At 66.2% G+C, this 21,519-nt stretch carries 23 protein-coding genes, 3 tRNA genes and 1 pseudogene; 18 read left to right on the top strand and 9 right to left on the bottom strand.

Annotated elements, in window-relative coordinates:
- Positions 1-59: 59 nt before the first annotated feature.
- A pseudogene (locus G3N64_RS05475) lies at positions 60-263 on the top strand (MarR family transcriptional regulator); the annotation flags it as partial.
- 70 nt (positions 264-333) lie between these two features.
- Here the strand turns inward: G3N64_RS05475 and G3N64_RS05480 are convergent.
- Positions 334-420: transfer RNA gene (locus tag G3N64_RS05480), tRNA-Leu, on the bottom strand.
- A 249-nt stretch (positions 421-669) separates the two neighbouring features.
- Here G3N64_RS05480 and rnr point away from each other — a divergent pair.
- The 6 genes from rnr to G3N64_RS05510 all read left to right on the top strand — a co-directional run bounded on the left by rnr (position 670) and on the right by G3N64_RS05510 (position 7,879).
- Positions 670-3,156 carry a ribonuclease R gene (rnr, locus tag G3N64_RS05485; RefSeq protein WP_205782728.1) on the top strand — a complete coding sequence of 829 codons (2,487 nt, stop codon included), beginning with the start codon at positions 670-672 and terminating at the stop codon, positions 3,154-3,156.
- A gap of 148 nt (positions 3,157-3,304) precedes the next feature.
- Positions 3,305-4,048, top strand: a complete 744-nt coding sequence (gene rlmB, locus G3N64_RS05490; protein WP_021161555.1) for a 23S rRNA (guanosine(2251)-2'-O)-methyltransferase RlmB — start codon at positions 3,305-3,307, stop codon at positions 4,046-4,048.
- Positions 4,049-4,136: 88 nt separating this feature from the next.
- Entirely contained in the window at positions 4,137-5,009 is an 873-nt protein-coding gene (locus G3N64_RS05495) for an N-acetylmuramoyl-L-alanine amidase (RefSeq protein ID WP_205782729.1), read from the top strand.
- Positions 5,010-5,100: 91 nt separating this feature from the next.
- Positions 5,101-5,796: a ribose-5-phosphate isomerase RpiA gene (rpiA, locus tag G3N64_RS05500; RefSeq protein WP_205782730.1), complete on the top strand. Its 696-nt coding sequence runs from the start codon at positions 5,101-5,103 to the stop codon at positions 5,794-5,796.
- 278 nt (positions 5,797-6,074) lie between these two features.
- The gene (locus G3N64_RS05505; protein WP_027787640.1) at positions 6,075-6,791 is read left to right on the top strand and encodes an FCD domain-containing protein; all 717 of its coding nucleotides are present in this window, start codon (positions 6,075-6,077) and stop codon (positions 6,789-6,791) included.
- A 101-nt stretch (positions 6,792-6,892) separates the two neighbouring features.
- The gene (locus G3N64_RS05510) at positions 6,893-7,879 is read left to right on the top strand and encodes a Gfo/Idh/MocA family oxidoreductase (protein WP_205782731.1); all 987 of its coding nucleotides are present in this window, start codon (positions 6,893-6,895) and stop codon (positions 7,877-7,879) included.
- 52 nt (positions 7,880-7,931) lie between these two features.
- On the opposite strand, the gene G3N64_RS05515 is transcribed toward G3N64_RS05510, so the two are convergent.
- The 7 genes from G3N64_RS05515 to G3N64_RS05545 all read right to left on the bottom strand — a co-directional run bounded on the left by G3N64_RS05515 (position 7,932) and on the right by G3N64_RS05545 (position 13,220).
- Positions 7,932-8,624 (bottom strand): amino acid ABC transporter permease, encoded by a 693-nt coding sequence (locus G3N64_RS05515; RefSeq protein ID WP_006484207.1) that lies wholly within the window; start codon positions 8,622-8,624, stop codon positions 7,932-7,934.
- Between the two features lie 122 nt (positions 8,625-8,746).
- Positions 8,747-9,541, bottom strand: coding sequence for a cystine ABC transporter substrate-binding protein (locus G3N64_RS05520; RefSeq protein WP_205782732.1), 795 nt, complete (start codon positions 9,539-9,541; stop codon positions 8,747-8,749).
- A 99-nt stretch (positions 9,542-9,640) separates the two neighbouring features.
- Positions 9,641-10,678 (bottom strand): quinone-dependent dihydroorotate dehydrogenase, encoded by a 1,038-nt coding sequence (locus G3N64_RS05525; RefSeq protein ID WP_205782733.1) that lies wholly within the window; start codon positions 10,676-10,678, stop codon positions 9,641-9,643.
- 98 nt (positions 10,679-10,776) lie between these two features.
- Positions 10,777-11,607, bottom strand: coding sequence for an arginyltransferase (locus G3N64_RS05530; RefSeq protein WP_205782734.1), 831 nt, complete (start codon positions 11,605-11,607; stop codon positions 10,777-10,779).
- Between the two features lie 33 nt (positions 11,608-11,640).
- Positions 11,641-12,405, bottom strand: a complete 765-nt coding sequence (aat, locus tag G3N64_RS05535) for a leucyl/phenylalanyl-tRNA--protein transferase (protein WP_205782735.1) — start codon at positions 12,403-12,405, stop codon at positions 11,641-11,643.
- An 11-nt stretch (positions 12,406-12,416) separates the two neighbouring features.
- The gene (locus G3N64_RS05540; protein WP_011351855.1) at positions 12,417-12,962 is read right to left on the bottom strand and encodes an NUDIX hydrolase; all 546 of its coding nucleotides are present in this window, start codon (positions 12,960-12,962) and stop codon (positions 12,417-12,419) included.
- Between the two features lie 181 nt (positions 12,963-13,143).
- Positions 13,144-13,220 (bottom strand) — tRNA-Met (locus G3N64_RS05545).
- Between the two features lie 197 nt (positions 13,221-13,417).
- Here G3N64_RS05545 and G3N64_RS05550 point away from each other — a divergent pair.
- The 3 genes from G3N64_RS05550 to G3N64_RS05560 are packed head-to-tail and all read left to right on the top strand — an operon-like array spanning position 13,418 to position 15,443.
- Positions 13,418-13,915, top strand: a complete 498-nt coding sequence (locus tag G3N64_RS05550; protein WP_205782736.1) for a heme-degrading domain-containing protein — start codon at positions 13,418-13,420, stop codon at positions 13,913-13,915.
- 3 nt (positions 13,916-13,918) lie between these two features.
- Complete coding sequence (locus tag G3N64_RS05555) at positions 13,919-14,257, top strand: multidrug efflux SMR transporter (RefSeq protein WP_175007018.1); 339 nt, start codon at positions 13,919-13,921, stop codon at positions 14,255-14,257.
- 31 nt (positions 14,258-14,288) lie between these two features.
- A complete protein-coding gene (locus G3N64_RS05560; protein ID WP_205782737.1) occupies positions 14,289-15,443 on the top strand; it encodes an enoyl-CoA hydratase/isomerase family protein in 1,155 nt (384 codons plus the stop codon).
- A 120-nt stretch (positions 15,444-15,563) separates the two neighbouring features.
- Here the strand turns inward: G3N64_RS05560 and G3N64_RS05565 are convergent, their stop codons facing one another.
- A complete protein-coding gene (locus G3N64_RS05565; protein ID WP_006484223.1) occupies positions 15,564-15,992 on the bottom strand; it encodes a hypothetical protein in 429 nt (142 codons plus the stop codon).
- A 341-nt stretch (positions 15,993-16,333) separates the two neighbouring features.
- Here G3N64_RS05565 and ssuD point away from each other — a divergent pair, with 341 nt between their 5' ends.
- From ssuD to G3N64_RS05605, 8 genes are all read left to right on the top strand, one after another.
- Complete coding sequence (ssuD, locus tag G3N64_RS05570; protein ID WP_205782738.1) at positions 16,334-17,491, top strand: FMNH2-dependent alkanesulfonate monooxygenase; 1,158 nt, start codon at positions 16,334-16,336, stop codon at positions 17,489-17,491.
- A 17-nt stretch (positions 17,492-17,508) separates the two neighbouring features.
- Complete coding sequence (gene ssuC, locus G3N64_RS05575; RefSeq protein ID WP_069247868.1) at positions 17,509-18,321, top strand: aliphatic sulfonate ABC transporter permease SsuC; 813 nt, start codon at positions 17,509-17,511, stop codon at positions 18,319-18,321.
- Positions 18,318-19,277, top strand: coding sequence for an ATP-binding cassette domain-containing protein (locus G3N64_RS05580; protein ID WP_205782739.1), 960 nt, complete (start codon positions 18,318-18,320; stop codon positions 19,275-19,277). The genes ssuC and G3N64_RS05580 overlap by 4 nt, the downstream gene beginning before the upstream one ends.
- Positions 19,278-19,334: 57 nt before the next feature.
- Positions 19,335-19,550 carry a TOBE domain-containing protein gene (locus tag G3N64_RS05585; protein WP_006476104.1) on the top strand — a complete coding sequence of 72 codons (216 nt, stop codon included), beginning with the start codon at positions 19,335-19,337 and terminating at the stop codon, positions 19,548-19,550.
- A 142-nt stretch (positions 19,551-19,692) separates the two neighbouring features.
- The gene (locus G3N64_RS05590) at positions 19,693-19,890 is read left to right on the top strand and encodes a hypothetical protein (RefSeq protein ID WP_027787628.1); all 198 of its coding nucleotides are present in this window, start codon (positions 19,693-19,695) and stop codon (positions 19,888-19,890) included.
- 55 nt (positions 19,891-19,945) lie between these two features.
- On the top strand, positions 19,946-20,191 hold the full coding sequence (locus G3N64_RS05595) for a hypothetical protein (protein ID WP_205782740.1): 246 nt from the start codon (positions 19,946-19,948) through the stop codon (positions 20,189-20,191).
- A 130-nt stretch (positions 20,192-20,321) separates the two neighbouring features.
- Positions 20,322-21,308 (top strand): tRNA dihydrouridine(20/20a) synthase DusA, encoded by a 987-nt coding sequence (gene dusA, locus G3N64_RS05600; RefSeq protein ID WP_241020786.1) that lies wholly within the window; start codon positions 20,322-20,324, stop codon positions 21,306-21,308.
- 57 nt (positions 21,309-21,365) lie between these two features.
- Positions 21,366-21,441, top strand: a tRNA-His gene (locus tag G3N64_RS05605).
- Positions 21,442-21,519 lie beyond the last annotated feature (78 nt).

Raw genomic sequence — 21,519 nt, forward strand, 5'->3', positions numbered from 1 at the left:
CGGGCATAAGAGAAGGCGAGGGCGCCCGATCGATGTCCCCCGCTTGCATTTGATTGCATATGGAGGACAAGGGGTTCGTCGAACGTTCGCACAGCGTGAGCGATCGGCGGGGGGTGAACCTCGCGCTGACCGAGGCGGGGCAGGCGGTTGCCGTGCAGACCCCGGAGATTGCGCTGAAGGTGCTCAACGCGCGCTTGCGGAAATTTTCGAAAGCCGAGTTTGGCGAACTGACGAGGCTGCTGCGCAAGTTCATCGGCGAGTGAGCCGAGCGCCGTTTTTCTTGGCGCTGGAAATGAAAAAAGGCCGGCTAGAAGCCGACCTTTTAAAAACAGATGGTGCCCAGGAGAGGACTCGAACCTCCACGATGTTGCCACCGCTAGGACCTGAACCTAGTGCGTCTACCAATTCCGCCACCTGGGCACGTTTTGCAGTAGCTGCTTGCTGCAAAGAAGCGAAATTATAGCGCCCCAATTTTTCGTGTCAACACTTTTTTGCGATGCATCGCAAACCGGGCTCCACCGCGCCTGCGGGCGGCATTCCCGTAATTTGGTGACACAGGCGGGTGATAGAATGACCCGCCGCCGTCAATATAGAACTGTCTGAAGGACACCTCTATGTTGATGCCGTGCACCATCAATCAACGCAACGAGAACAACCATCGACAAGCCCTTGAGCAAATATCCGTACCCCATTCCGAGCCGTGAAGAAATTCTCGGCGTGCTGCGTACGAGCGACGCGCCGCTGGCCGCCAACGACATCGCCGAAGCACTGTCGATCAAGCGTCAGGAGCGTGAAGGGTTCTTCCGGCGTGTCGCCGCGATGGAACGCGACGGCCAGATCCGCCTCGACAAGCGCGGCCACTATCAGTTGACCCATCCGTCGAACTTCGTCGCCGGGCGCGTGCAGGGGCATCGCGACGGCTACGGGTTCGTGATCCGCGACGACGGCCAGGACGACCTGTTTTTGCCGAACGGCGAAATGCAGAAGGTGATGCATAACGATCGCGTGCTCGCGCGGATCGTCGGCTACGATCGCCGCGGCCGCCCGGAAGGGCATGTGGTCGAAGTCACCGAGCGCGCGAACAAGCGCGTGATCGGCCGCCTGCTCAACGAGAACGGCGCGCTGATCGTCGCACCGGAAGACAAGCGCATCGGCCACGACATCCTGATCACGCAGAACGTGAAGAAGGCGAAGGTCGGGCAGGTCGTCGTCGTCGAGCTGACCGATTTCCCGAGCCGTCATTCGCAGCCGCTCGGCCGGGTCGTCGAGGTGCTCGGCGACATCGACGATCCGGGCATGGAAATCGAAATCGCGGTGCGCAAGTACGGCGTGCCGCACGAATTCAGCCAGCCGGCGCTCGACGAAGCCGCCGCGCTGCCCGACAAGGTGCGGCCTACCGACCTGCGTTTCCGCGTCGACCTGCGCGACGTGCCGCTCGTGACGATCGACGGCGAGGACGCGCGCGACTTCGACGACGCGGTCTACTGCGAGCCGACCAAGGTCGGCCGCGGTGACGGCTACCGGCTGATCGTCGCGATCGCCGACGTGTCGCACTACGTACAGCCGGGCAACGGGCTCGATGCCGACGCGCTCGAGCGCAGCACGTCGGTCTACTTCCCGCGCCGCGTGATTCCGATGCTGCCGGAGAAGCTGTCGAACGGCCTGTGCTCGCTGAATCCGCAGGTCGACCGCTGCGTGCTCGCGTGCGACATGGTGATCACCGCGCGCGGCGAGATCAAGGCGTACCAGTTCTACCCGGCCGTCATCCATTCGGCTGCGCGCCTGACGTACACCGAAGTCGCCGCCGTGCTGTCGAACACGAAGGGGCCGGAGGCTGCGCGCCGCGCGGACCTGCTGCCGCACCTGCAGGACCTGTACGGCGTCTACAAGTCGCTGTTCGCCGCACGGCAGAAGCGCGGCGCGATCGACTTCGACACGACCGAGACCTACATCGTCTGCAACTCGCAGGGCAAGATCGAGCAGATCGTGCCGCGCCAGCGTAACGATGCGCACAAGCTGATCGAGGAATGCATGCTGGCTGCGAACGTCTGCGCGGCCGATTTCCTGAAGCGCAACAAGCATCCGGGCCTGTATCGCGTACACGCGGGGCCGACGCCGGAGAAGCTCGAGAACCTGCGCGCGTTCCTGCGCGGCATGGGCCTGTCGCTCGGCGGCGGCGACAAGCCGCATGCGAGCGACTACGCGGCGCTGATGGCGCAGATCCGCGACCGGCCCGATGCGCAGATGCTGCAGCCGATGCTGCTGCGCTCGATGCAGCAGGCCGTCTACAGCCCGGACAACATCGGTCACTTCGGCCTTGCCTACGAGGCGTACGCGCACTTCACGAGCCCGATCCGCCGTTATCCGGACCTGCTCACGCACCGCGCGATCTACGCGATCCTGTCCGGCAAGAAATACGTGCCGAAGGCGCCGGACGGTTTCGAGCTGAATACCGCGCTGTCGCCACGCGCCCGCGCGATGCAGCAGGCCGACGACGAAACGCGCGGCCGCTCGCGCCCGAACACGGCGATCTGGGAAGAGCTCGGCCTGCACTGCTCGGCGAACGAGCGCCGTGCGGACGAAGCGTCGCGCGATGTCGAAGCCTGGCTCAAGTGCTACTTCATGCGCGACAAGCTCGGCGAGGAGTACGGCGGGATGGTGAACGGCGTCACGTCGTTCGGCATCTTCGTGCAGCTCGACACGCTCTTCATCGAAGGGCTCGTGCACGTCACGGAACTCGGCTCGGACTACTTCCAGTACGACGAGATCAAGAACGAGCTGCGCGGTGAACGGACGGGCATCCGCTATCGGCTGTCGGATCGCGTGCGCGTGCAGGTGAGCCGCGTCGATCTCGATGCGCGCAAGATCGACTTCCGCCTCGTGCGCGATACGCCGGTGAAGGCGCCGCGTCCGTCGCCCGCGCCGGCTTCCGCTGGCGGCGGTGTCGATCGTAATGGCCCGCGCGTCCGCGCGCTGCCGCAGGCGGAAGACTCCGCGCCGCACCGCAAGAAGGCCGCGAGCGCGCCGAGCGTCGCGGTGAAGGAAGCGCGCGCCGCGCGTGCCGCCGTGAAGAAGAAGGGCGGCAGTGGAGGCAGTGGCGGCGGTGCGGCGGCGAAGCCGACCGCGAAGAAGGCACGCGCCCGCAAGAAGTATTGAGCATTCGGGGCGGCGCAAGCGCCCGCCCCGCAGTATCGAGAGACGCCGCGTCACCGGTCATCGGCCGGCTACGCGGCGCTTTCCTTTTCCATGGATCGCGGCTGCGCGCGTCGCGCGGCCGCACGTTTGATCGAAGGTTGTTCCAGTCATGTCACGTCTGAAGGTTCTTTACGGTTTTCATGCGGTGACCGCACGTTTGCGGCACGATGCATCGACGGTTGCGGAGGTGCTGTACGACCAGACGCGCCGCGACCGCCGCATGCAGGACTTCCTGCACGCCGCGAAAGAAGCGGGCGTGCGGCTGATCGCGGCCGACGAAACGCGCCTGTGGGGCCTCGCGCATACCGAGCGTCACCAGGGCGTCGTCGCGCGTGTCGAGGACATCCCGCTCGCACAGAACCTGTCCGAGCTGCTCGACGGCATCCAGGGCCCCGCGCTGCTGCTGGTGCTCGACGGCGTCACCGATCCGCATAACCTCGGCGCGTGCCTGCGTGTCGCCGATTCGGCCGGCGCGCACGCGGTGATCGCGCCGCGCGACCGTGCAGTCGGCCTGAACGCAACCGCGGCCAAGGTGGCGAGCGGCGCGGCCGATACGGTGCCGTACATCACGGTGACGAACCTCGCCCGCGCGCTGCGCGAGCTGAAGGACGCCGGCGTGTGGGTCATCGGCACGTCGGACGAGGCGTCGGCAACGCTCTACGAAACGAAGCTCGACGGCCCCGTCGCGCTCGTGATGGGCGCGGAAGGCGAAGGCATGCGCCGGCTCACGCGCGACACCTGCGACGAAGTGATGAGCATCCCGATGGCCGGCAGCGTGGAAAGCCTGAACGTGTCGGTCGCAAGCGGCGTGTGCCTGTACGAAGCCGTGCGCCAGCGTCGCGTGAAGGGCTGATGCAGCCCGTCCCGCGCGGCCTGCGCGGGCCCCGAACGACGCGTGCCGCGATCCGATGCGGCACGCGGCGCTCCGGAGCGCGCGACCGATGACCCTGTTTCGCGTTGGTGCATCCTGCGCCGTGCTGTGCCTGCTGGCTGCCTGCACGTCGCCGTCGCTCGTCGAACGCGGCACCTACTACGCCGACACGAGCCTGCACGCGCGCGGTGCCGATTCGCGGATCCGCTTTCTCGTGATGCATTACACCGAAAGCGACGAGGCGAAATCGCTGCGTACGCTGACGGGCGATTCGGTCAGCGTGCATTACGTCATACCACCGCGGCCTCGCATCGAGCGCGGGATGCCTGTCGTCTACCAGCTCGTTCCGGAATCGGAGCGAGCATGGCATGCAGGCGTCAGCGCGTGGCAGGGCACGACCGAGCTGAACGCGGTGTCGATCGGCATCGAGAACGTGAACCGCGGCCCGCTCGATCCGCAGAACCGCACCTGGCAGCCGTATCCGCCCGAGCAGGTCGCGGCACTGACCCGGCTGTCGAAGGACATCGTCGCGCGCTACGGGATTCCGCCGACGCGCGTGGTCGGGCACAGCGACATCGCGCCGCAACGCAAGATCGATCCGGGGCCGCTGTTTCCGTGGCATGCGTTGGCCCTGGCCGGCGTCGGCGCGTGGCCGGACGATGCGACCGTTGCCGCGCGGCTCGGCGGTCGCGATCCGCATGCACCGGTCGACGTGCGCGAACTGCAGCTCAAGCTCGTGCGCTACGGCTACGACGTGGCCACCGATGGCGTGCTCGACGCACGCACGCGACGCGTGTTTGCAGCGTTCCAGATGCATTTCCGGCCGTCCGACTATGCGGGCAACCCGGACGCCGAAACCGACGCGATCGCGCAGGCGTTGCTCGACAAGTTCGTTCCCGGCACGCAACCCGTGGACAACGCGCCCGAGGCAGGCGCGCCCTGAACCCGCCGCGCACCGCATGCCGAAAAACGCGGGCCGTCATCCGAGTCCGGTAAACTGGCGGTTTTCCGCAATCCCGCAGCATGACCACTCCATGACTCAAGACGAACTCAAACGCCTCGTCGGCCAGGCCGCCGCTGACTACGTGATCCAGAACGTGCCGGAAGGCGCCGTGATCGGCGTCGGCACCGGCTCGACCGCCAACTGCTTCATCGACGCGCTCGCCGTCGTCAAGGCGCGCTATCGCGGCGCCGTGTCGAGCTCCGTCGCCACGACCGAACGCCTGAAATCGCACGGCATCAAGGTGTTCGACCTGAACGAGGTCGATTCGCTGCAGGTGTACGTCGACGGCGCCGACGAGATCGACGCGAGCGGCGCGATGATCAAGGGCGGCGGCGGCGCGCTGACGCGCGAGAAGATCGTCGCGTCGGTGGCCGACACGTTCGTCTGCATCGCGGACGCCAGCAAGCGCGTGCCGGTGCTCGGCGCGTTCCCGCTGCCGATCGAAGTCGTGCCGATGGCGCGCACGGCGATCGGCCGGCGCGTGACCGCGCTCGGCGGCGTGCCCGTGCTGCGCGTGACGAAGGACGGTGCGCCGACCATCACCGACAACGGCAACGAGATCATCGACGTAAAGGGGCTGCAGATCGCCGATCCGCGGGGCTTCGAAGCGCAGGTGAACGCATGGCCGGGCGTCGTGACGGTCGGCCTGTTCGCCGAGCGCGGCGCGAATCTGTGCTTGCTCGGCACGGAAAGCGGCGTCGAAACGATCGTTTATTCGGCTAATTGAAAGAAATGGAAAGCAGTCCGTAATGGCGCGCCGTGCGTCGTAATGGACTAAATATTTAAATCTTGTGGAAATAGGGGCCCGGTAGGCGAATGCGCTTCCCGGGCCTTATTTTTAGCCGTATAAATCACCACGTTAAAAAGAGGGATAACCCTGTCAGGTGTTTACCAGATAGCGAAATGTCCTCGAACTCATCAACTTATAGATCATAAGAACAGTCGTAACCAGGGCCGGCGGAACTGCGGAGCAGGTGTTCGCAAATCGACGCACGGGGAGGTGTCATGGAGCAGGGCAAAGACCGGTCACTGGTCGCCAAAGTGATGGATGGGCTTGTCTCGGGAATCGTCGAGGACAAGTACGGCGGCATCTTGCCGCCGCAGGATGTGCTGTCGAAAGAGTTCGATGTGAGTCGCACCGTGATGCGGGAAGCGTTGTCGATGTTGCTTGCGCGCGACATGCTCGACGTGCGTCCGAAAGTCGGCACGCGCGTGCGGCCGATGCGCGACTGGCGCATGATCGACGAAGACGTGGTGAGTTGGCGGTTCAGGGCGAAACCCGATCCGCAGTTCATGCGCGACGTCATCGAATTCCGGATGCTGATCGAACCGCGCGCAACCGCACAGGCGGCGGTGCGTGCGACGGCGGCCGACATCGCGGGTATCCGCGAAGCGTTCGATGCGTTCAAGGTGCTGCAGCCGGGAGACTCCGGCTACGACACGGCGGACGAGTTGCTGCACACACGGATCGTCCAGGCGAGCGGCAACCAGTTCTTCCAGCAGATGGCGGCGATCGTGCGGGGTGCGGTGCGTCTCGTGAATCCGCGTGTCGTGCAGAAGGAAGGTGCGCACGACGTCGTGGTGAAGGCGCATGCACGTGTGGTCGACGCGATCGAGCGTCGCGATCCGCGCGAAGCCGAAGCCGCTTCGCTCGCGCTGATCGATTTCAGCGCCGACGAGATCTCGCGCGATTTCTCCGTCGACGTGCCCATGCGTGCCTGACGCTGCGCGTGTCGCTCATCCGTGTGCCGCCGGGCCGTTTATCATGACGGCCGGCCGGCAGCGTGCCGGCCACCGTCATACGACCGATACGGACGATCAGGATGAACGACAACGACCATCGCACGGTGCGCTTCGGCATCGTCGGCGCAGGCAGCATCGCGCGCCGCTTCGCGCAAAGCCTCGCACACGTGCCGGGCGCCACGCTCGCCGGTGCCTGGGCCCGCCGCGCCGATGCAGCGGCAGCCTTTTGCGGAGCGTGCGGCGGCACGCCTGCCGCAAGCCTCGAAGCACTCCTCGCGAGCGATATCGACGCGGTCTACATCGCGACGCTTCATGACAGTCACGCGCAGTACACGCTGGCCGCGCTTGCCGCCGGCAAGGCCGTGCTGTGCGAAAAGCCCGCGACGTTGAATGCGGCGCAGCTCGACACCGTGCTGCGTGCGGCGCGCGACGCCGGGCGGCTTTTCATGGAGGCGATGAAGCCGCCGTTCTTTCCGCTGTACCGTCAATTGCGCGCGCACCTGCATGACGATCCGATCGGCGAGATCCGGCTCGTGCGGGCAGGGTGCGCATCGTCGTCGGTGCCGGACGGCCATTCCGTCTATCGCCTCGACCGCGCGGGCGGTGCGCTGCTCGATATCGGGATCTACGAGGCATTTCTCGCGGTCGACTGGCTCGGCGCGGCGCTCGACGTACAGACGCTCGGCCGCGTCGGCGCGACGGGTGTCGACCTGTTCGCGAGCCTGAACAGCGTGCATGCGAACGGCGGGATCGCGCAGCTCTTTTGCGGGCTCGACGTGATGGGGCGCGGCGACGCGCTGATCGCCGCGGCCGGCGGTCACGTGACGATTCACGAGAAGTGGTGGAATCCGTCGCGCGCGACGATCCGCTATGCGGACGGGCGCACCGTCGAACTCGACGCGCCGGTCGACGGCGGCGGGCTGAACTACGAGACCGCGCATTTCTGCGACCTGCTGCGCGCGGGCAAGACCGAAAGCCCGATCATGACGCACGACCATTCGCGGCAGATGATCGCGATGACCGATGCCGCGCGAGCGGCGCTCGGCGTGCGCTATTCGGGCGAGTAAGCGGGAGTGAGGGAGCCGGGCACGCGGGTGCGGCCCGGCGGATGGCGTGCGCTCAGTGCCGCGACGGCAGCGACAGGCGCTTTTCGTACCAGCGCTGCACCCATTCGAGGATCTGGCACAGGATCCAGTACACGGCCGCGGCGGCGAGATAGAGCGGCAGCGGCTGGTAGGTGGCCGCGATCACTTCCTGCGCGCTGCGCAGCAGTTCGGTCACGGTGATCACGGACACGAGCGACGTGTCCTTGATCAGGCTGATCAGGCTGTTCGACAGGCTCGGCACCGCGATGCGCAGCGCCTGCGGGCCGATCACGTAGCGCAGCGTCTGCCCCCACGACAGCCCGAGGCTGTATGCGGCGAGCCACTGGCCGCGCGCGATCCCGTTGATCGCGCCGCGCATGCTTTCCGACATGTAGGCCGCGACGTTCGCGGACAGCGCGATGACGCCGGCGGGCGTCGGGTCGAGCGAGATGCCGAGGCTCGGCAGCCCGTAATAGATGACGAAGATCTGCACGAGCAGCGGCGTGCCGCGCATCAGGCTCACGTACGCGCGTGCCAGCCACGCGAGCGCGTTGACCCAGATGCGTTCGAAGCCGTCGAGCGCTTCGCTTTGCCGGATGCCCATCATCGCGAGTACGACGGCGCCAAGCAGGCCGAACACCATCGACAGCACGGCGAACTTGACGGTCAGTACGGCGCCCTGGGCGAGCACCGGCAGCGATTGGACGAGCAGGGACGTTGTCGACATGGAATACGAATCGAATGCGTGCGCGAAAGCGCAATCATAAACCGGACGCATAAAACAAAGGGCGGCATCATTACGGATGCCGCCCTTTCCGGCCCGCCGTCAGGCGGGAAATGCAGGCGTGCTTACTTGATCGGCTTCGTCACGTCGATGCCGAACCACTTGTCCGAGATCTTCGTGAAGGTGCCGTCGGCTTCGAGTTGCGCCATCGCGTCGTCGATCGCCTTCTGGAACTTCGGGCTGCCCTTCTTGAACGGGATGCCCGACGGGTTCGCCGAACCGACGTTCGCGCCCGGGCGCAGCGGCAGCTGCGAATTCTTCGTCAGGTATGCGAGCATCAGGCGGTCGTTGAGCGCCGCGTCGAGACGGCCGGCCGCGAGATCGCGCAGGTACTCGGGCGCGCCCGGGTACGTCTTCACGTCGATGCCGGGCACCGACTTCGCCATGTCCATGTAGTTCGTGCCGAGCGCGACGCCGAGCTTCTTGCCCTTCAGGTCCTCCAGCGACTTGAAGTCACGCGTGTCGTCCTTGCGCTGGATCAGCTGCGCGGACGAGTACGTGTACGCCGGCGAGAAGTCGAGCGTTTCCTTGCGCTTGTCGGTGATGCCGACCTGGTTGGCGATCACGTCGAACTTGCCGGCCTGCAGGCCCGCGATGATGCCGCTCCATTCGGTCGTCACGAATTCCGGCTTCACGCCGAGCTTCGCGGCCACGGCCTTCGCGATGTCGACGTCGAAGCCGACGAGTTCGCCCTGCGGGTTCTTCGAGTTGAACGGCGGGAACGTGCCTTCGAGGCCGACCCGCAGCGTGCCGCGTTGTTTCACCTGGTCGAGGAGGTCGGCTGCATGCGCGGTGGCGGCGGCGAACGACGTGCCGATCAGGCCGGCAACCAGCAGCTTCTTCAGCAGCGAAAATTTCATCGTGTGTGTCCTTGCCCTGTCCGGGTCAATGATTCTGATAGTCGGCCGATGATAGCAAAAACGCTATCAATTATTAAATATAGTTTGTTTATGTCTATATTACGCGGTGCGCTCGCGAGCGATCGCCTTCACGCATTCCGACACGAGCGCCGGGCCGCGGTAGATGAAGCCGGTGTAAAGCTGGACGAGCGCCGCGCCGGCCGCGAGCTTCGCGCGGGCGTCCTCGCCCGAGAAAATGCCGCCGACGCCGATGATCGGCACTTCGCTGCCGACTTCGGCGTGCAGCTTGCGGATCACTGCGTTCGACGCGTCGAACACGGGGCGGCCCGACAGGCCGCCGGCTTCGTCCGCATGCGGCAGGCCCTGGACGGCCGCGCGCGACAGTGTCGTGTTGGTGGCGATGACCGCCTCGATCTTGTGGCGCAGCAGCGTGTCGCCGATTTCCTTGACCTGCTCGTCGTCGAGATCGGGGGCGATCTTCAGCGCGAGCGGCACGAGCTTGCCGTGCAGGTCGGCGAGGCGCTGCTGCTTGTCCTTCAGCGCCGCGAGCAGCGCGTCGAGCTCGCCCGCGCCCTGCAGCTGGCGCAGGTTCTTGGTGTTCGGCGACGAAATGTTGATCGTCACGTAGCTCGCGAACGGGTACACGCGCTCGAGGCAGTACAGGTAGTCCTCGGCGGCGCGCTCGATCGGCGTATCGGCGTTCTTGCCGATGTTCAGGCCGAGGATGCCGCGATAGCGGGCGGCCTGGACGTTCTTCACGAACTGGTCGACGCCGTGGTTGTTGAAGCCCATCCGATTGATCAGCGCTTCGGCCTCCGGCAGGCGGAACATCCGCGGGCGCGGGTTGCCGGGCTGCGGGCGCGGCGTGACCGTGCCGACCTCGATGAAGCCGAAGCCGAGCGCCGCGAGGCCGTCGATGGCCGCGCCGTCCTTGTCGAGGCCGGCCGCGAGGCCCACCGGATTGCGGAACGTGAGCCCCATCACGGTGCGCGGCGCGTCGGGCACGCGGGCCGATAGCGCGCAGGCAAGGCCCGTACGGCCGGCTGCGCCGAGCGCGCGCAGCGTGAGGTGGTGAGCGTCTTCCGCATCCATCTTGAACAGGGATGCGCGGGCCAGCGGATAGAGGGAACTGAACACGGGAATAGGGCGGACAGCCGGAATGAATGACAACCCGCTATTTTACCGGTAGTTGCGCGGCAGGGGCGCGCTTTGCTTCGTTGCCCCTGCGGCGCGCGTCAGCCCGAGCCGGAGTGCCCGCCCGGCAACGGCGCGCGGGCCAGCGCCGCGTCGATGGGCGGCAGGTCGATCCGTTCCGGATCGAGTATCTTCCAGCGGCCGTCGACCAACCCTTCGAGCGGGTGGAAGTTCGCCTTGTAGGCCATCTTCGGGCTCTCGCGGATCCAGTAGCCGAGGTACACGTAGGGCAGGCCGAGGCTCTTCGCCTGTTCGATCTGCCACAGGATGTTGTAGGTGCCGTAGCTCGTGTGCCGGTCGTCGGGCTCGAAGAACGTGTAAACGGACGACAGCCCGTCGCCGAGGATGTCGATCATGCTGACCATGCGCAGCTTGCCGGGCTCGCCCCCCGGTGCGTCGAGGTCGCGGAATTCGACGAGACGCGAGTTGATCCGGCTCTGCAGCAGGAATTGCTCGTACTGGTCGCGGCTGTCGCGATCCATGCCGCCGCCCGCGTGGCGCGCGGACTGGTAGCGCATGTAGAGCGCGTAGTGCTCTTCGTCGTAGTGCAGCGGCGAAACCGTCGCGACGAGCGTGCGGTGCCGTTTCCACATCCGGCGCTGCGTGCGCGTCGGCGCGAACGCGTCGACGGGGACGCGCACCGGCACGCAGGCACGGCAGCCGTCGCAGTACGGCCGATACGTGAAGACGCCCGAGCGCCGGAAGCCGGCCTTGACGAGCTCGGTGTAGATGTCGGAGTTGATCAGGTGGCTCGGCGTCGCGACTTGCGAGCGCGCGACGCGGCCGTCCAGATAGCTGCACGGATAGGGCGCCGTTGCATAGAATTGCAGCGCCGAAAGCGGTGAAAGCGGCAGCTCAGTCGGGTGAGTCATGGGCAGCTCTCGTTGCAGGGAGGGAGTGCCGCGCTAGCGCTCGATCCCGGAAGGGGCCGCCGTTTCGGTGCGGCCCGTCAGCGCGGCGAGCACGCGCTTGTCGAACTGCCACGGAATTGGCGGTTCGGCTACCGCGCTGCGCACGTGAGCGACAAAGGCCTTGCGTGCGATCTCGCGGCCGCCGAGCGACGCTAGATGCGACGTATTCTGCTGGCAGTCTATCATCTCCAGCCCCTGCTCGCGAAGGTGCGCGACGAGCGTGGCCAGCGCGATTTTCGATGCGTCGGTCGCGTCCGCATACATCGACTCGCCGAAAAACATCCGCCCGAACGACACGCCGTACAGGCCGCCGACGCGTCGCCCGTCGTGCCACGTCTCGATGCTGTGCGCATTGCCGGAGCGGTAGAGCGACGTGTACGCGTCGATGATTTCGGCCGTGATCCACGTGCCGCGCTGTCCGCGGCGCGGCGCCTGCGCGCACGCGCGCATCACGCCCGGAAAGTCGTAGTCGACGCGCACTTCCCATTCCGGCTCGCGCAGCACGCGCTTCAGCGTCTTGCGCAGCGAAGGCGACACCTTGAATTCCGCCGGCACGAGGATCATGCGCGGGTCGGGGCTCCACCACAGCACGGGCTGGCCGTCCGAATACCAGGGGAAGATGCCGCGCAGGTACGCGTCGATGAGGCGCGACGGCAGCAGGTCGGCGCTCGCGGCGAGCAGCCCCGGCGCGCCGGTCGCGGGGCCGAGCGCGCGTTCGATGGGCGGAAACGGATCGTCCGGGCCGAGCCAGGGGACCATGGGGCGGGGGCTCAGCCGTTGCGCAGCGAGCGGAAGATATCGCCGGTGTGCACGCCGTAGTCGCCCGCGGCGCGATCGGCGAAGAAGAATCGCAGGGTCTGGCTGACGGTCGGGAACGCGATCTCGTCCCACGGGATGTCGGCTTCGTCGAACAGCTTCACTTCGAGGCTTTCCTCGCCGGCCTCGAACGCCGGATCGGTGAGCCGCGCCAGGTAGAACAGGTGGACCTGGTGCACGTGCGGCACGTTGAGCAGCGTGAACAGGTTCTGCACCTCGACGCGCGCGCCGGCTTCCTCGAGCGTTTCGCGTGCGGCGGCCTCGGCTGTCGTCTCGCCCATTTCCATGAAGCCTGCCGGCAGCGTCCAGAATCCGTAGCGCGGTTCGATCGCGCGGCGGCACAGCAGGATCTGGTCGCCCCAGACCGGCACCGTACCGACGACGTTGCGTGGATTCTGATAATGGATCGTGCCGCAGTGATCGCAGACGAAGCGCTCGCGGTTGTCGCCCGGAGGAATGCGCGCGATGACTTCGTGACCGCAGACGGAGCAGAATTTCATGTCGAGTGGAAGGGACGAGGTGATGCGAGTGTATCACCGGGGCACGGCATTCTTGAACGCCTGCGCGTGCAGGCCGCGTGTCGCCGACAGCGGAAGGTGCGGGCGCGCGAAGAGGGGCGGGGCACGACGGAAAAACAAAAAGCCCGGCACTGGGCCGGGCTTTTTGCATGAATCTGGACGTTGGTTGCGGGGGTAGGATTTGAACCTACGACCTTCGGGTTATGAGCCCGACGAGCTGCCAGACTGCTCCACCCCGCGTCCGTCGAAGAAATAAATTATATGGGTTATCCCGAATGCGTGCAAGCGTTTTCTGACAATTTCTTGTCGCCGCTTGTGGGGCCGGTAGCGTGGGTGCGTGCGCTAGAATCGAGCGGTTTGTTTCATCTCTGCGGCAGCGGGGCCGTGCGCGATCGCATCGGCGCCGATGCGCCTCTCATTACTGTATCGACGGATTCATGGACATCGCTCACGATCTTCAATCGATCGGCGCGCAGGAACAGGCGCTTGTGTTTCCCCATTTCGACCCGGCCCGCGCATGGGCGCTCGGCAACCGGATGCATGCGCTCGCGACGTCGCGCGGCCATGCGGTCGCGATCGACATCGTCACGTTCGGCCAGCCGCTGTTCTACGCGGCGCTCGCTGGCGCCACGCCCGACAATGCCGACTGGGTGCGCCGCAAGCGCAACGTCGTCGCGCATTTCCGCCGCAGCTCGTATGCCATCGGCCTGCGCATGCAGCAGGCGGGCGCGACGCTGGCGGACAAGCACGGGTTGCCGATCGCCGAGTATGCGCCGCACGGCGGCGCGTTTCCGCTGACTGTCGCCGGCGCCGGCGTGATCGGCTCGATCACCGCGTCCGGGCTGCCGCAGCGCGCGGACCACGAATTCGTCGTCGAAGCGCTGTGTGCCGAACTCGGTCACGACTACGCCGTGCTGGCCCTCGCAAGGAGCTGAGCGATGCAGCTTCCCGGTTACGCATGGCTCGCGATCGCGATCGTCGCGGAAGTGATCGGCACGTCCGCGTTGCGCGCGGCGGACGGCTTCACGCGGCTCTGGCCGTCGTTGCTCGTCGTCGCCGGCTACGGCATTGCGTTCTATTGCCTGTCGCTCACGTTGCGCACGATGCCCGTCGGCATCATCTATGCAGTCTGGTCGGGCGCCGGCATCGTGCTGATCACGCTCGTCGCGATGCTGCTCTATCGCCAGGTGCCGGACCTGCCGGCCGTGATCGGCCTCGGGCTGATCATCGCCGGCGTCGTGGTGCTGAACCTGTTTTCGAAGATGCAGGCGCACTGAGCGTGCGACTGCCATTTGCCGGATGGCCCTCATGACCGATTCCACTTCCGCTGCCGTTGCCGCCGAATCCGCCCAGCCCGACGTACGCGCGACTGTCGCGAACCGCATCGGCTATCTCGAACTGAACCGGCCGAAGGCGCTGAACGCGCTGTCGGTCGGCATGATCCGGCTGATGCAGCAGGCGCTCGACGCGTGGCGCGACGATCCCGAGGTCGTCGCGGTCGTGGTGCACAGTCCGCATCCGCGTGCATTCTGTGCGGGCGGCGACGTGCGCTTCTTCCACGATGCGTGGCAGCGCGGCGACCGCGATGCGGTCGACACGTTCTTCATCGAGGAATACACGCTGAACCACACGATCTTCACCTATCCGAAGCCTTATATCGCGCTGATGCACGGCGTCGTGATGGGCGGCGGCATGGGTATTTCGCAGGCGGCGCGGCATACGGGCGGTCTGCGCGTCGTGACCGACTCGACGAAGATGGCGATGCCGGAAACGCGTATCGGCCTGTTCCCGGACGTCGGGATGAGCTGGTTCCTCGCGCGCACGCCCGGCGCGCTTGGCCGCTATCTCGCCGTGACCGGCGCGACGCTCGACGCGGCTGGCGCGCTGTACGCGCAGCTCGCCGACGTCTACCTGCCCGATGCCGCGCTGCCTGCGCTGCTCGACACGCTGCGTCACGCGCGCATCGACAGCGGTGCACAGGCCGTCGCGTGCGTGGCCGAGGCGGCCGCCGCGCACAAGGTCGTGCCGACACCCGACACGTCGGCGCTGGCTGACGCGCGCGCCGGGATCGACCGGCATTTCGCGCAGCCGGACATCGGTGCGATCCTCGCGTCGCTCGACGCGGAGCAGGATTGCGGGGCCGTCGACGGATGGGGCGAGAAGGCGACCCATGCGATGCGCGAACAGTTGTCGCCGCTGTCGATGGCCGTGTCGCTGGAAGTCGTCGAACGCGCACGCGGCGCGACGATGGCCGATTGCCTGCGGCGCGATCTCGATCTCACGCGCTCGACGTTCGCGCGCGGCGACGTGATCGAAGGCGTGCGCGCGCTGATCGTCGACAAGGATCACCAGCCGGTCTGGCGTTTCAAGTCGGCCGCCGACATCGATCGTGCAGACGTGCTCGCGATGTTCGACAGTCCGTGGACGCCCGACACGCATCCGCTGCGGAATCTGCAGGACTGACGTCGGTCGGACTGATTGAAGCGCGAGCTGGAAACGAAAAGGCCGCCTGCACATGCAGGCGGCCTTTTTCATGGGTGTCGACCGGTCAGCGGTCGAAGGGCATAGCGCTTGCGCCCCGCGTTACTCGTCGCCTGCGTCGTCCGACATGAACGCGCGCATGAACACGAGTGCGCCGAAGCCCCATACCGCGTTCGCCGCGAAGCCGGCCGCGAGCACGGGCATCATGTTGCCCGACGGCCAGATGCCGCGCAGCGGATCGATCGCGAACACGCGGGCGGCCGTCAGCACGATGCCGCCGAACACCAGCGCGCCGATCCACGACGCCTCGCGTTCCGGCGAGACGCGCAGCAGCCACGCCATCGGGATCGCGCAGCACGCGCTGATCAGCGCATTCGCGACAAATTCAGGAATGCCGAGCGGCGCGAACGGCTGCGTGGAGAAGCCGGTTGCGGCGATCAGGTCGGCCGTATGAAGGAGGGCGAGCGTGGCTTCGCGGAAGAACAGGGCGGCCAGGAAGCCGGACAGGAATGGCAGGATGACTTTCTGCATCGATGAGTGCACCGCAGGCGCGCACGGCCGGGGCCGTCCGCGCGGAGTTATTCGGATAGGTGCGCCATTATAGGGCCCGCCCGCCGCGATATTCGCTCCAGCGTCGTGCTAATCACGAAAGCGGAAAACCTAAGCTCAAAAAAATCGTTCCAAAGCCCTGCGCCGATCCCTAGACTGATTTCCCAGAAACAGCCGTGTAATCGCGTCCTCGCCCGCTGCACGGCCTGACCGGCGAGCCATCCCGATTCGAACGCACACCATGCATGCGCCGCGCGTCCGCGACGCGAGCAGGGCGGTGTCTTTTTCAAATTCCGGCAAGGACAGTCAAGCAGGAGCAGCAGATGAATGTGTTCTGGTTTATTCCCACGCACGGCGACAGCCGCTATCTCGGCACGGCCGAAGGTGCGCGCGCAGCGGATTACGATTACTTCAAGCAGGTTGCGATTGCGGCCGATACGCTCGGCTACGAGGGCGTGCTGCTGCCGACCGGCCGTTCCTGCGAGGATGCGTGGGTCGTTGCATCGAGCCTCATCCCGGCGACGCAGCGCCTGAAGTTCCTGGTCGCGATCCGTCCCGGCATCGCGTCGCCGGGGTTGTCGGCGCGGATGGCCGCGACGTTCGACCGCCTGTCGGGCGGCCGCTTGCTGATCAACGTCGTGACGGGGGGCGATGCCGCCGAACTCGAAGGCGACGGCCTGTTCGCGGATCACGACACGCGCTACGCAATCACCGACGATTTCCTGAACATCTGGCGCGGGCTGCTGTCCGCGTCGCACGACAACGGCGGGTTCGACTACATCGGCAAGCATCTGCAGTCGAAGGGCGGCAAGGCGCTGTATCCGCCCGTGCAGCGTCCGCATCCGCCGCTGTGGTTCGGCGGTTCGTCGCCGGCTGCGCACGAGATCGCGGCCGATCACATCGACACCTACCTGACCTGGGGCGAGCCGCCCGCGGCCGTCGCGAAGAAGATCGCCGATATTCGCGCCCGCGCGGAGGCCCGCGGTCGCAAGATCAAGTTCGGCATTCGTCTGCACGTGATCGTGCGCGAGACGGAGGACGAAGCATGGCGCGATGCCGAGCGCCTGATCAGCCGCCTCGACGACGAAACCATTGCACGCGCGCAGAAGGCGTTCGCGAACATGGATTCCGAAGGCCAGCGCCGGATGGCCGCGCTGCACGGCGGCAAGCGCGGCGGCCGCGAGGCGCTCGAGGTGTATCCGAACCTGTGGGCCGGCGTCGGCCTCGTGCGCGGCGGCGCGGGCACCGCGCTCGTCGGCAATCCGGAGCAGGTCGCGGAGCGCATGCGCGAATACGCGGATCTCGGCATCGAGACCTTCATCCTGTCCGGCTATCCGCACCTGGAAGAGTCGTACCGTTTCGCGGAACTCGTGTTCCCGCTGATCAAGGGCAGCGGCGCGGCGAAGGCGACCGGCCCGCTGTCGGGCCCGTTCGGCGAGATCGTCGGCAACAGCTATCTGCCGAAAGCGGCCCAGAGCTGAGTGACAGGAGGCCTGCGATGACAACGAAAACGTCGACGACGGGCGCGGCCGTGGCCGCCCGCGCATGGCGAGGCGTCGCACCGTGGCTCGTGCCGCTCGCGCTGCTGGCGGCATGGGAAGTCGGCGCGCGCATCGGCTGGCTGTCGACCCGCGTGCTGCCCGAACCCGTGGCGGTCGTGCGTGCGGCCTGGTCGCTCGTGACGTCGGGTGAAATGTGGGCGAACGTGAAGGTCAGCACATGGCGCGCGCTGTTCGGTTTCGCGATCGGCGGCGGCGTCGGCCTCGCGCTGGGGCTCGCGACCGGCTTGTCGAAGGCGGCCGAGGTCGCGCTCGATTCGACGATCCAGATGATCCGCAACATCCCGGCGCTCGCGATGATTCCGCTCGTGATCCTGTGGTTCGGCATCGACGAGAAGGCGAAGCTGTTTCTCGTCGCGCTCGGGGTGTTCTTTCCGGTCTACATCAACACGTACCACGGGATCCGCTCGGTCGACGCGAACCTGATCGAGATGGCGAAGAGCTACGGCGTACGCGGCTTTGCGCTATACCGCGACGTGATCCTGCCCGGTGCGCTGCCGTCGATTCTCGTCGGCGTGCGCTTCGCGCTCGGGCTGATGTGGGTGATGCTGATCGTCGCGGAAACGATCTCCGCACAGTCGGGCATCGGCTACATGACGATGAACGCACGTGAATTCCTGCAAACCGACGTGGTGGTGGTCGGCATCCTGCTGTACGCAGTGCTCGGCAAGCTGGCCGACGTGCTGGCGAAATGGCTCGAGCGCGTGACGCTGCGCTGGCACCCCGCTTATCAATCAGGAGCAAAGGCATGAATGCGACGACTTCGGCGGCCGCCTACGGCCCGCTTGCCGGCGCAGACCTCGAGGCCGAACTGGCGCAGGCGCGCGTCACGGACGGCGATGCGCGGGACGCGGCGGTCCTCGAACGTGACGGCAGCGCATCCGTCGTTCCGCTCGCGCGGCGGCGGGCAGGAAGCCCGGCACCCGACGATGCGGTGACGCTGTCGGATGTCAGCAAGCGCTTCGGCGCACGCACGGTGCTCGACAACGTCGAGCTCGGCATCGCGCGCGGCAGCTTCGTCGCGATCGTCGGCCGCAGCGGCTGCGGGAAATCGACGCTGCTGCGTCTCGTCGCAGGACTCGAGCAGCCGAGCAGCGGCGCGCTCGAGACGCGCGGCGAGGGCGGCGGCGTGCTCGATACGCGGATCATGTACCAGGATGCGCGCCTGCTGCCGTGGAAGACCGTGCTGCAGAATGTGATGCTGGGCCTCGGGCGTGGCGCGCGCGACCAGGCACGCGCGGTGCTCGATGAAGTCGGCCTGCTGGAGCGTGCGAACGACTGGCCCGCGCAACTGTCTGGCGGCCAGCGGCAGCGTGTCGCATTGGCACGTGCGCTCGTGCACCGGCCGCAACTGCTGTTGCTCGACGAGCCGCTCGGCGCGCTCGACGCGCTGACCCGCATCGAGATGCATGCGCTGATCGAGCGGTTGTGGCGCGAACATCGGTTCACCGCGCTGCTCGTTACGCACGACGTGCAGGAGGCCGTCGCGCTCGGCGACCGCATCCTGCTCATCGAGCAGGGGCGTGTGGCGCTGGATCAGCCGGTGCCGCTCGACCGGCCGCGCGCCCGCGCGTCGGCCGCGTTTGCGGCGCTGGAGGATCGCGTACTGAAACGCGTGCTCGCCGGCGGGCCCGGTGCGGCCGACCAGGGCACGGCGCATGACGCAGACAACGTTCGACCGGTCGGGCAGATCCGCTGGGCCGTTTAAATCCGGGCGGCAGCTGCCGCCCGTTCTGAGATCTTTTTCTTCGGAGCGATCAACCTGATGAGCATCACTGCAATCAACGTACGTAACCAGTTCAAGGGCAAGGTCAAGGAGATCATTCGCGGATCCGTGGTCTCCGAGGTCGACGTCGAGACGCCGTTCGGCATCGTCACGTCGGTGATCACGACCCGTTCGGTCGACGAACTCGAACTGAAGGTCGGCGCGGAAGTCGTCGCGCTCGTGAAATCGACTGAAGTATCGATCGCACGCCTCTGAGCCCGTGTGTCCTGCGCCGGTCCGGCGCCGCGGGCAACCTGCCCGTTGGCGCCGGCCGGCATTTGTGCAGCGCGTTTGCCTTGGTATTCGACGTCCGGACGAAGTGCTAGGATGGAGCGACACCGATGCCGGAGGCCAACGCATGACCCCCATCCTTTCTCCCGAAGCCATTGAGGCGCTGAAGTGGATCGACCAGTTCGGTGAAAGCCGGCCGGTTCCCGCCGCGTTCGACGACGTCGTCTACGCGTTGCTGAACGAGGGGCTGATCTATCAGGCGGCGGCCGACCGGGTCGACCTGACGGCCGATGGCAAATCCTTTTTATCCGACGAATACGATTGAGCGCACGGCGCCGGCCGCACGGGCGGCCTGGCGCTGCGTCGCCACGGAGCGAGCGATGGAACCGAGAGGCAGCGACCTCGGCGATTTCAGCGAGCCGTACCGCGGCTTCGAGATCGAGGTGAAGACCGAGCAGGTCTGGGACGGCGAACGTGCGCACTACCGCGTGCTGCAGGGCGATGCCGTGCGGATCGACTGGCGGCTCGTCAAGGTCGACGGGATCCTGCTGACCGAACGACGCGTGATCGAGCGCGTGCTCGACGAGGCGCGCAGGGCGGTCGATGCGGAGCTGGGGGAGGGGTAGCCTGCCTGCCGGGCAGGTACGGCCCGTCTTGCGGTAAAATGTCAGGTTGTTTCCGTGCCGTCCGGCCTGTTGCCCGAAATCCATGTCCGTACCGTCCTCGCTTCCTCCCCGCCGCGTATCCGTCGCGCCCATGCTCGACTGGACCGACCGCCATTGCCGGTCGTTCCACCGTACGCTGACGCGCGACACTTGGCTGTATACGGAGATGATTACGACGGGCGCGCTGCTGTTCGGCGATGCCCAGCGGCATCTCGCGTTCACGCCGAACGAATCGCCGGTCGCGCTGCAGCTGGGTGGCAGCGAGCGCGACGATCTCGCGCGCGCCGCGAAGCTCGGCGAGCAGTGGGGCTACGACGAAATCAACCTGAATTGCGGATGCCCGTCCGAGCGCGTGCAGCGCGGCGCGTTCGGCGCGTGCCTGATGAACGAGCCGCAGCTCGTCGCCGACTGCGTGAAGGCGATGCGCGATGCGGTGTCGGTGCCGGTCACGGTCAAGCACCGGATCGGGGTCGACGCGGTCGAGGACTACGCGTTCGTGCGCGACTTCGTCGGCACGGTGGCCGAGGCGGGTTGCGAAACGTTCGTCGTGCATGCGCGCAATGCGATTCTGAAGGGGCTGTCGCCGAAGGAGAATCGCGAGATCCCGCCGCTCAAGTACGACTATGCGTATCAGTTGAAGCGCGATTTTCCGTCGCTCGAGATCGTCATCAACGGCGGTATCACGACGCTCGACGAGGTCGCGCAGCATCTCGAACATGTCGACGGCGTGATGCTCGGCCGCGAGGCGTATCACAACCCGTACGTGCTTGCGGAGGTCGATGCGCGCTTCTACGGATCGACCGCAGCGGCGCCGACGCGCGAAGAGGCCGAGGCGAAGCTGATCGAATACTGTGCGGCCGAACTGAAGCGCGGAACCTATCTCGGCGCGATCGTGCGGCACGTGCTCGGCCTGTATCGCGGCATGCCCGGCGCACGCGGCTGGCGTCGCGTGCTGTCCGACAACAAGAAGCTTGCGCGTGCCGATCTGGCCGTGTTCGACGAGGCGCGCGCGTATCTGAACGAGGCCGAAGAAGTTTTTGAAAAAAAAGCTTTGCAAGATTCAAAAGTGTTCGTATAATCTTGTTCTTCGCTGCTGAAACACAAAAGCAGCGAAGAACAAAAAGCAGTAACAGTGGTGGCTGTAGCTCAGTTGGTAGAGTCCAGGATTGTGATTCCTGTCGTCGTGGGTTCGAGTCCCATCAGCCACCCCAAAGAATTCCAAGCAGCATCAAGTAGTTAGGAAACGGCACTGAGATTTTATCCAGTGCCGTTTTTGTTTTTAAATTCCC

Source organism: Burkholderia sp. Ac-20344, assembly GCF_017104975.1.
Taxonomy (GTDB): Bacteria; Pseudomonadota; Gammaproteobacteria; order Burkholderiales; family Burkholderiaceae; genus Burkholderia.

What these genes read in the sequence shown, in the direction of transcription:
- G3N64_RS05530 (WP_205782734.1), bottom strand. Translation starts at nt 11,607, where the DNA reads ATGACTCACCCGACTGAGCTGCCGCTTTCACCGCTTTCGGCGCTGCAA.
- G3N64_RS05565 (WP_006484223.1), bottom strand. Translation starts at nt 15,992, where the DNA reads ATGCAGAAAGTCATCCTGCCATTCCTGTCCGGCTTCCTGGCCGCCCTG.
- G3N64_RS05495 (WP_205782729.1), top strand. Translation starts at nt 4,137, where the DNA reads ATGACCCTGTTTCGCGTTGGTGCATCCTGCGCCGTGCTGTGCCTGCTG.
- G3N64_RS05590 (WP_027787628.1), top strand. Translation starts at nt 19,693, where the DNA reads ATGACCCCCATCCTTTCTCCCGAAGCCATTGAGGCGCTGAAGTGGATC.
- G3N64_RS05510 (WP_205782731.1), top strand. Translation starts at nt 6,893, where the DNA reads ATGAACGACAACGACCATCGCACGGTGCGCTTCGGCATCGTCGGCGCA.
- G3N64_RS05595 (WP_205782740.1), top strand. Translation starts at nt 19,946, where the DNA reads ATGGAACCGAGAGGCAGCGACCTCGGCGATTTCAGCGAGCCGTACCGC.
- G3N64_RS05585 (WP_006476104.1), top strand. Translation starts at nt 19,335, where the DNA reads ATGAGCATCACTGCAATCAACGTACGTAACCAGTTCAAGGGCAAGGTC.
- G3N64_RS05580 (WP_205782739.1), top strand. Translation starts at nt 18,318, where the DNA reads ATGAATGCGACGACTTCGGCGGCCGCCTACGGCCCGCTTGCCGGCGCA.
- ssuD (WP_205782738.1), top strand. Translation starts at nt 16,334, where the DNA reads ATGAATGTGTTCTGGTTTATTCCCACGCACGGCGACAGCCGCTATCTC.
- G3N64_RS05560 (WP_205782737.1), top strand. Translation starts at nt 14,289, where the DNA reads ATGACCGATTCCACTTCCGCTGCCGTTGCCGCCGAATCCGCCCAGCCC.
- G3N64_RS05555 (WP_175007018.1), top strand. Translation starts at nt 13,919, where the DNA reads ATGCAGCTTCCCGGTTACGCATGGCTCGCGATCGCGATCGTCGCGGAA.
- ssuC (WP_069247868.1), top strand. Translation starts at nt 17,509, where the DNA reads ATGACAACGAAAACGTCGACGACGGGCGCGGCCGTGGCCGCCCGCGCA.
- G3N64_RS05520 (WP_205782732.1), bottom strand. Translation starts at nt 9,541, where the DNA reads ATGAAATTTTCGCTGCTGAAGAAGCTGCTGGTTGCCGGCCTGATCGGC.
- G3N64_RS05515 (WP_006484207.1), bottom strand. Translation starts at nt 8,624, where the DNA reads ATGTCGACAACGTCCCTGCTCGTCCAATCGCTGCCGGTGCTCGCCCAG.
- rpiA (WP_205782730.1), top strand. Translation starts at nt 5,101, where the DNA reads ATGACTCAAGACGAACTCAAACGCCTCGTCGGCCAGGCCGCCGCTGAC.
- dusA (WP_241020786.1), top strand. Translation starts at nt 20,322, where the DNA reads ATGCTCGACTGGACCGACCGCCATTGCCGGTCGTTCCACCGTACGCTG.
- G3N64_RS05550 (WP_205782736.1), top strand. Translation starts at nt 13,418, where the DNA reads ATGGACATCGCTCACGATCTTCAATCGATCGGCGCGCAGGAACAGGCG.
- G3N64_RS05540 (WP_011351855.1), bottom strand. Translation starts at nt 12,962, where the DNA reads ATGAAATTCTGCTCCGTCTGCGGTCACGAAGTCATCGCGCGCATTCCT.
- G3N64_RS05505 (WP_027787640.1), top strand. Translation starts at nt 6,075, where the DNA reads ATGGAGCAGGGCAAAGACCGGTCACTGGTCGCCAAAGTGATGGATGGG.
- aat (WP_205782735.1), bottom strand. Translation starts at nt 12,405, where the DNA reads ATGGTCCCCTGGCTCGGCCCGGACGATCCGTTTCCGCCCATCGAACGC.
- rlmB (WP_021161555.1), top strand. Translation starts at nt 3,305, where the DNA reads ATGTCACGTCTGAAGGTTCTTTACGGTTTTCATGCGGTGACCGCACGT.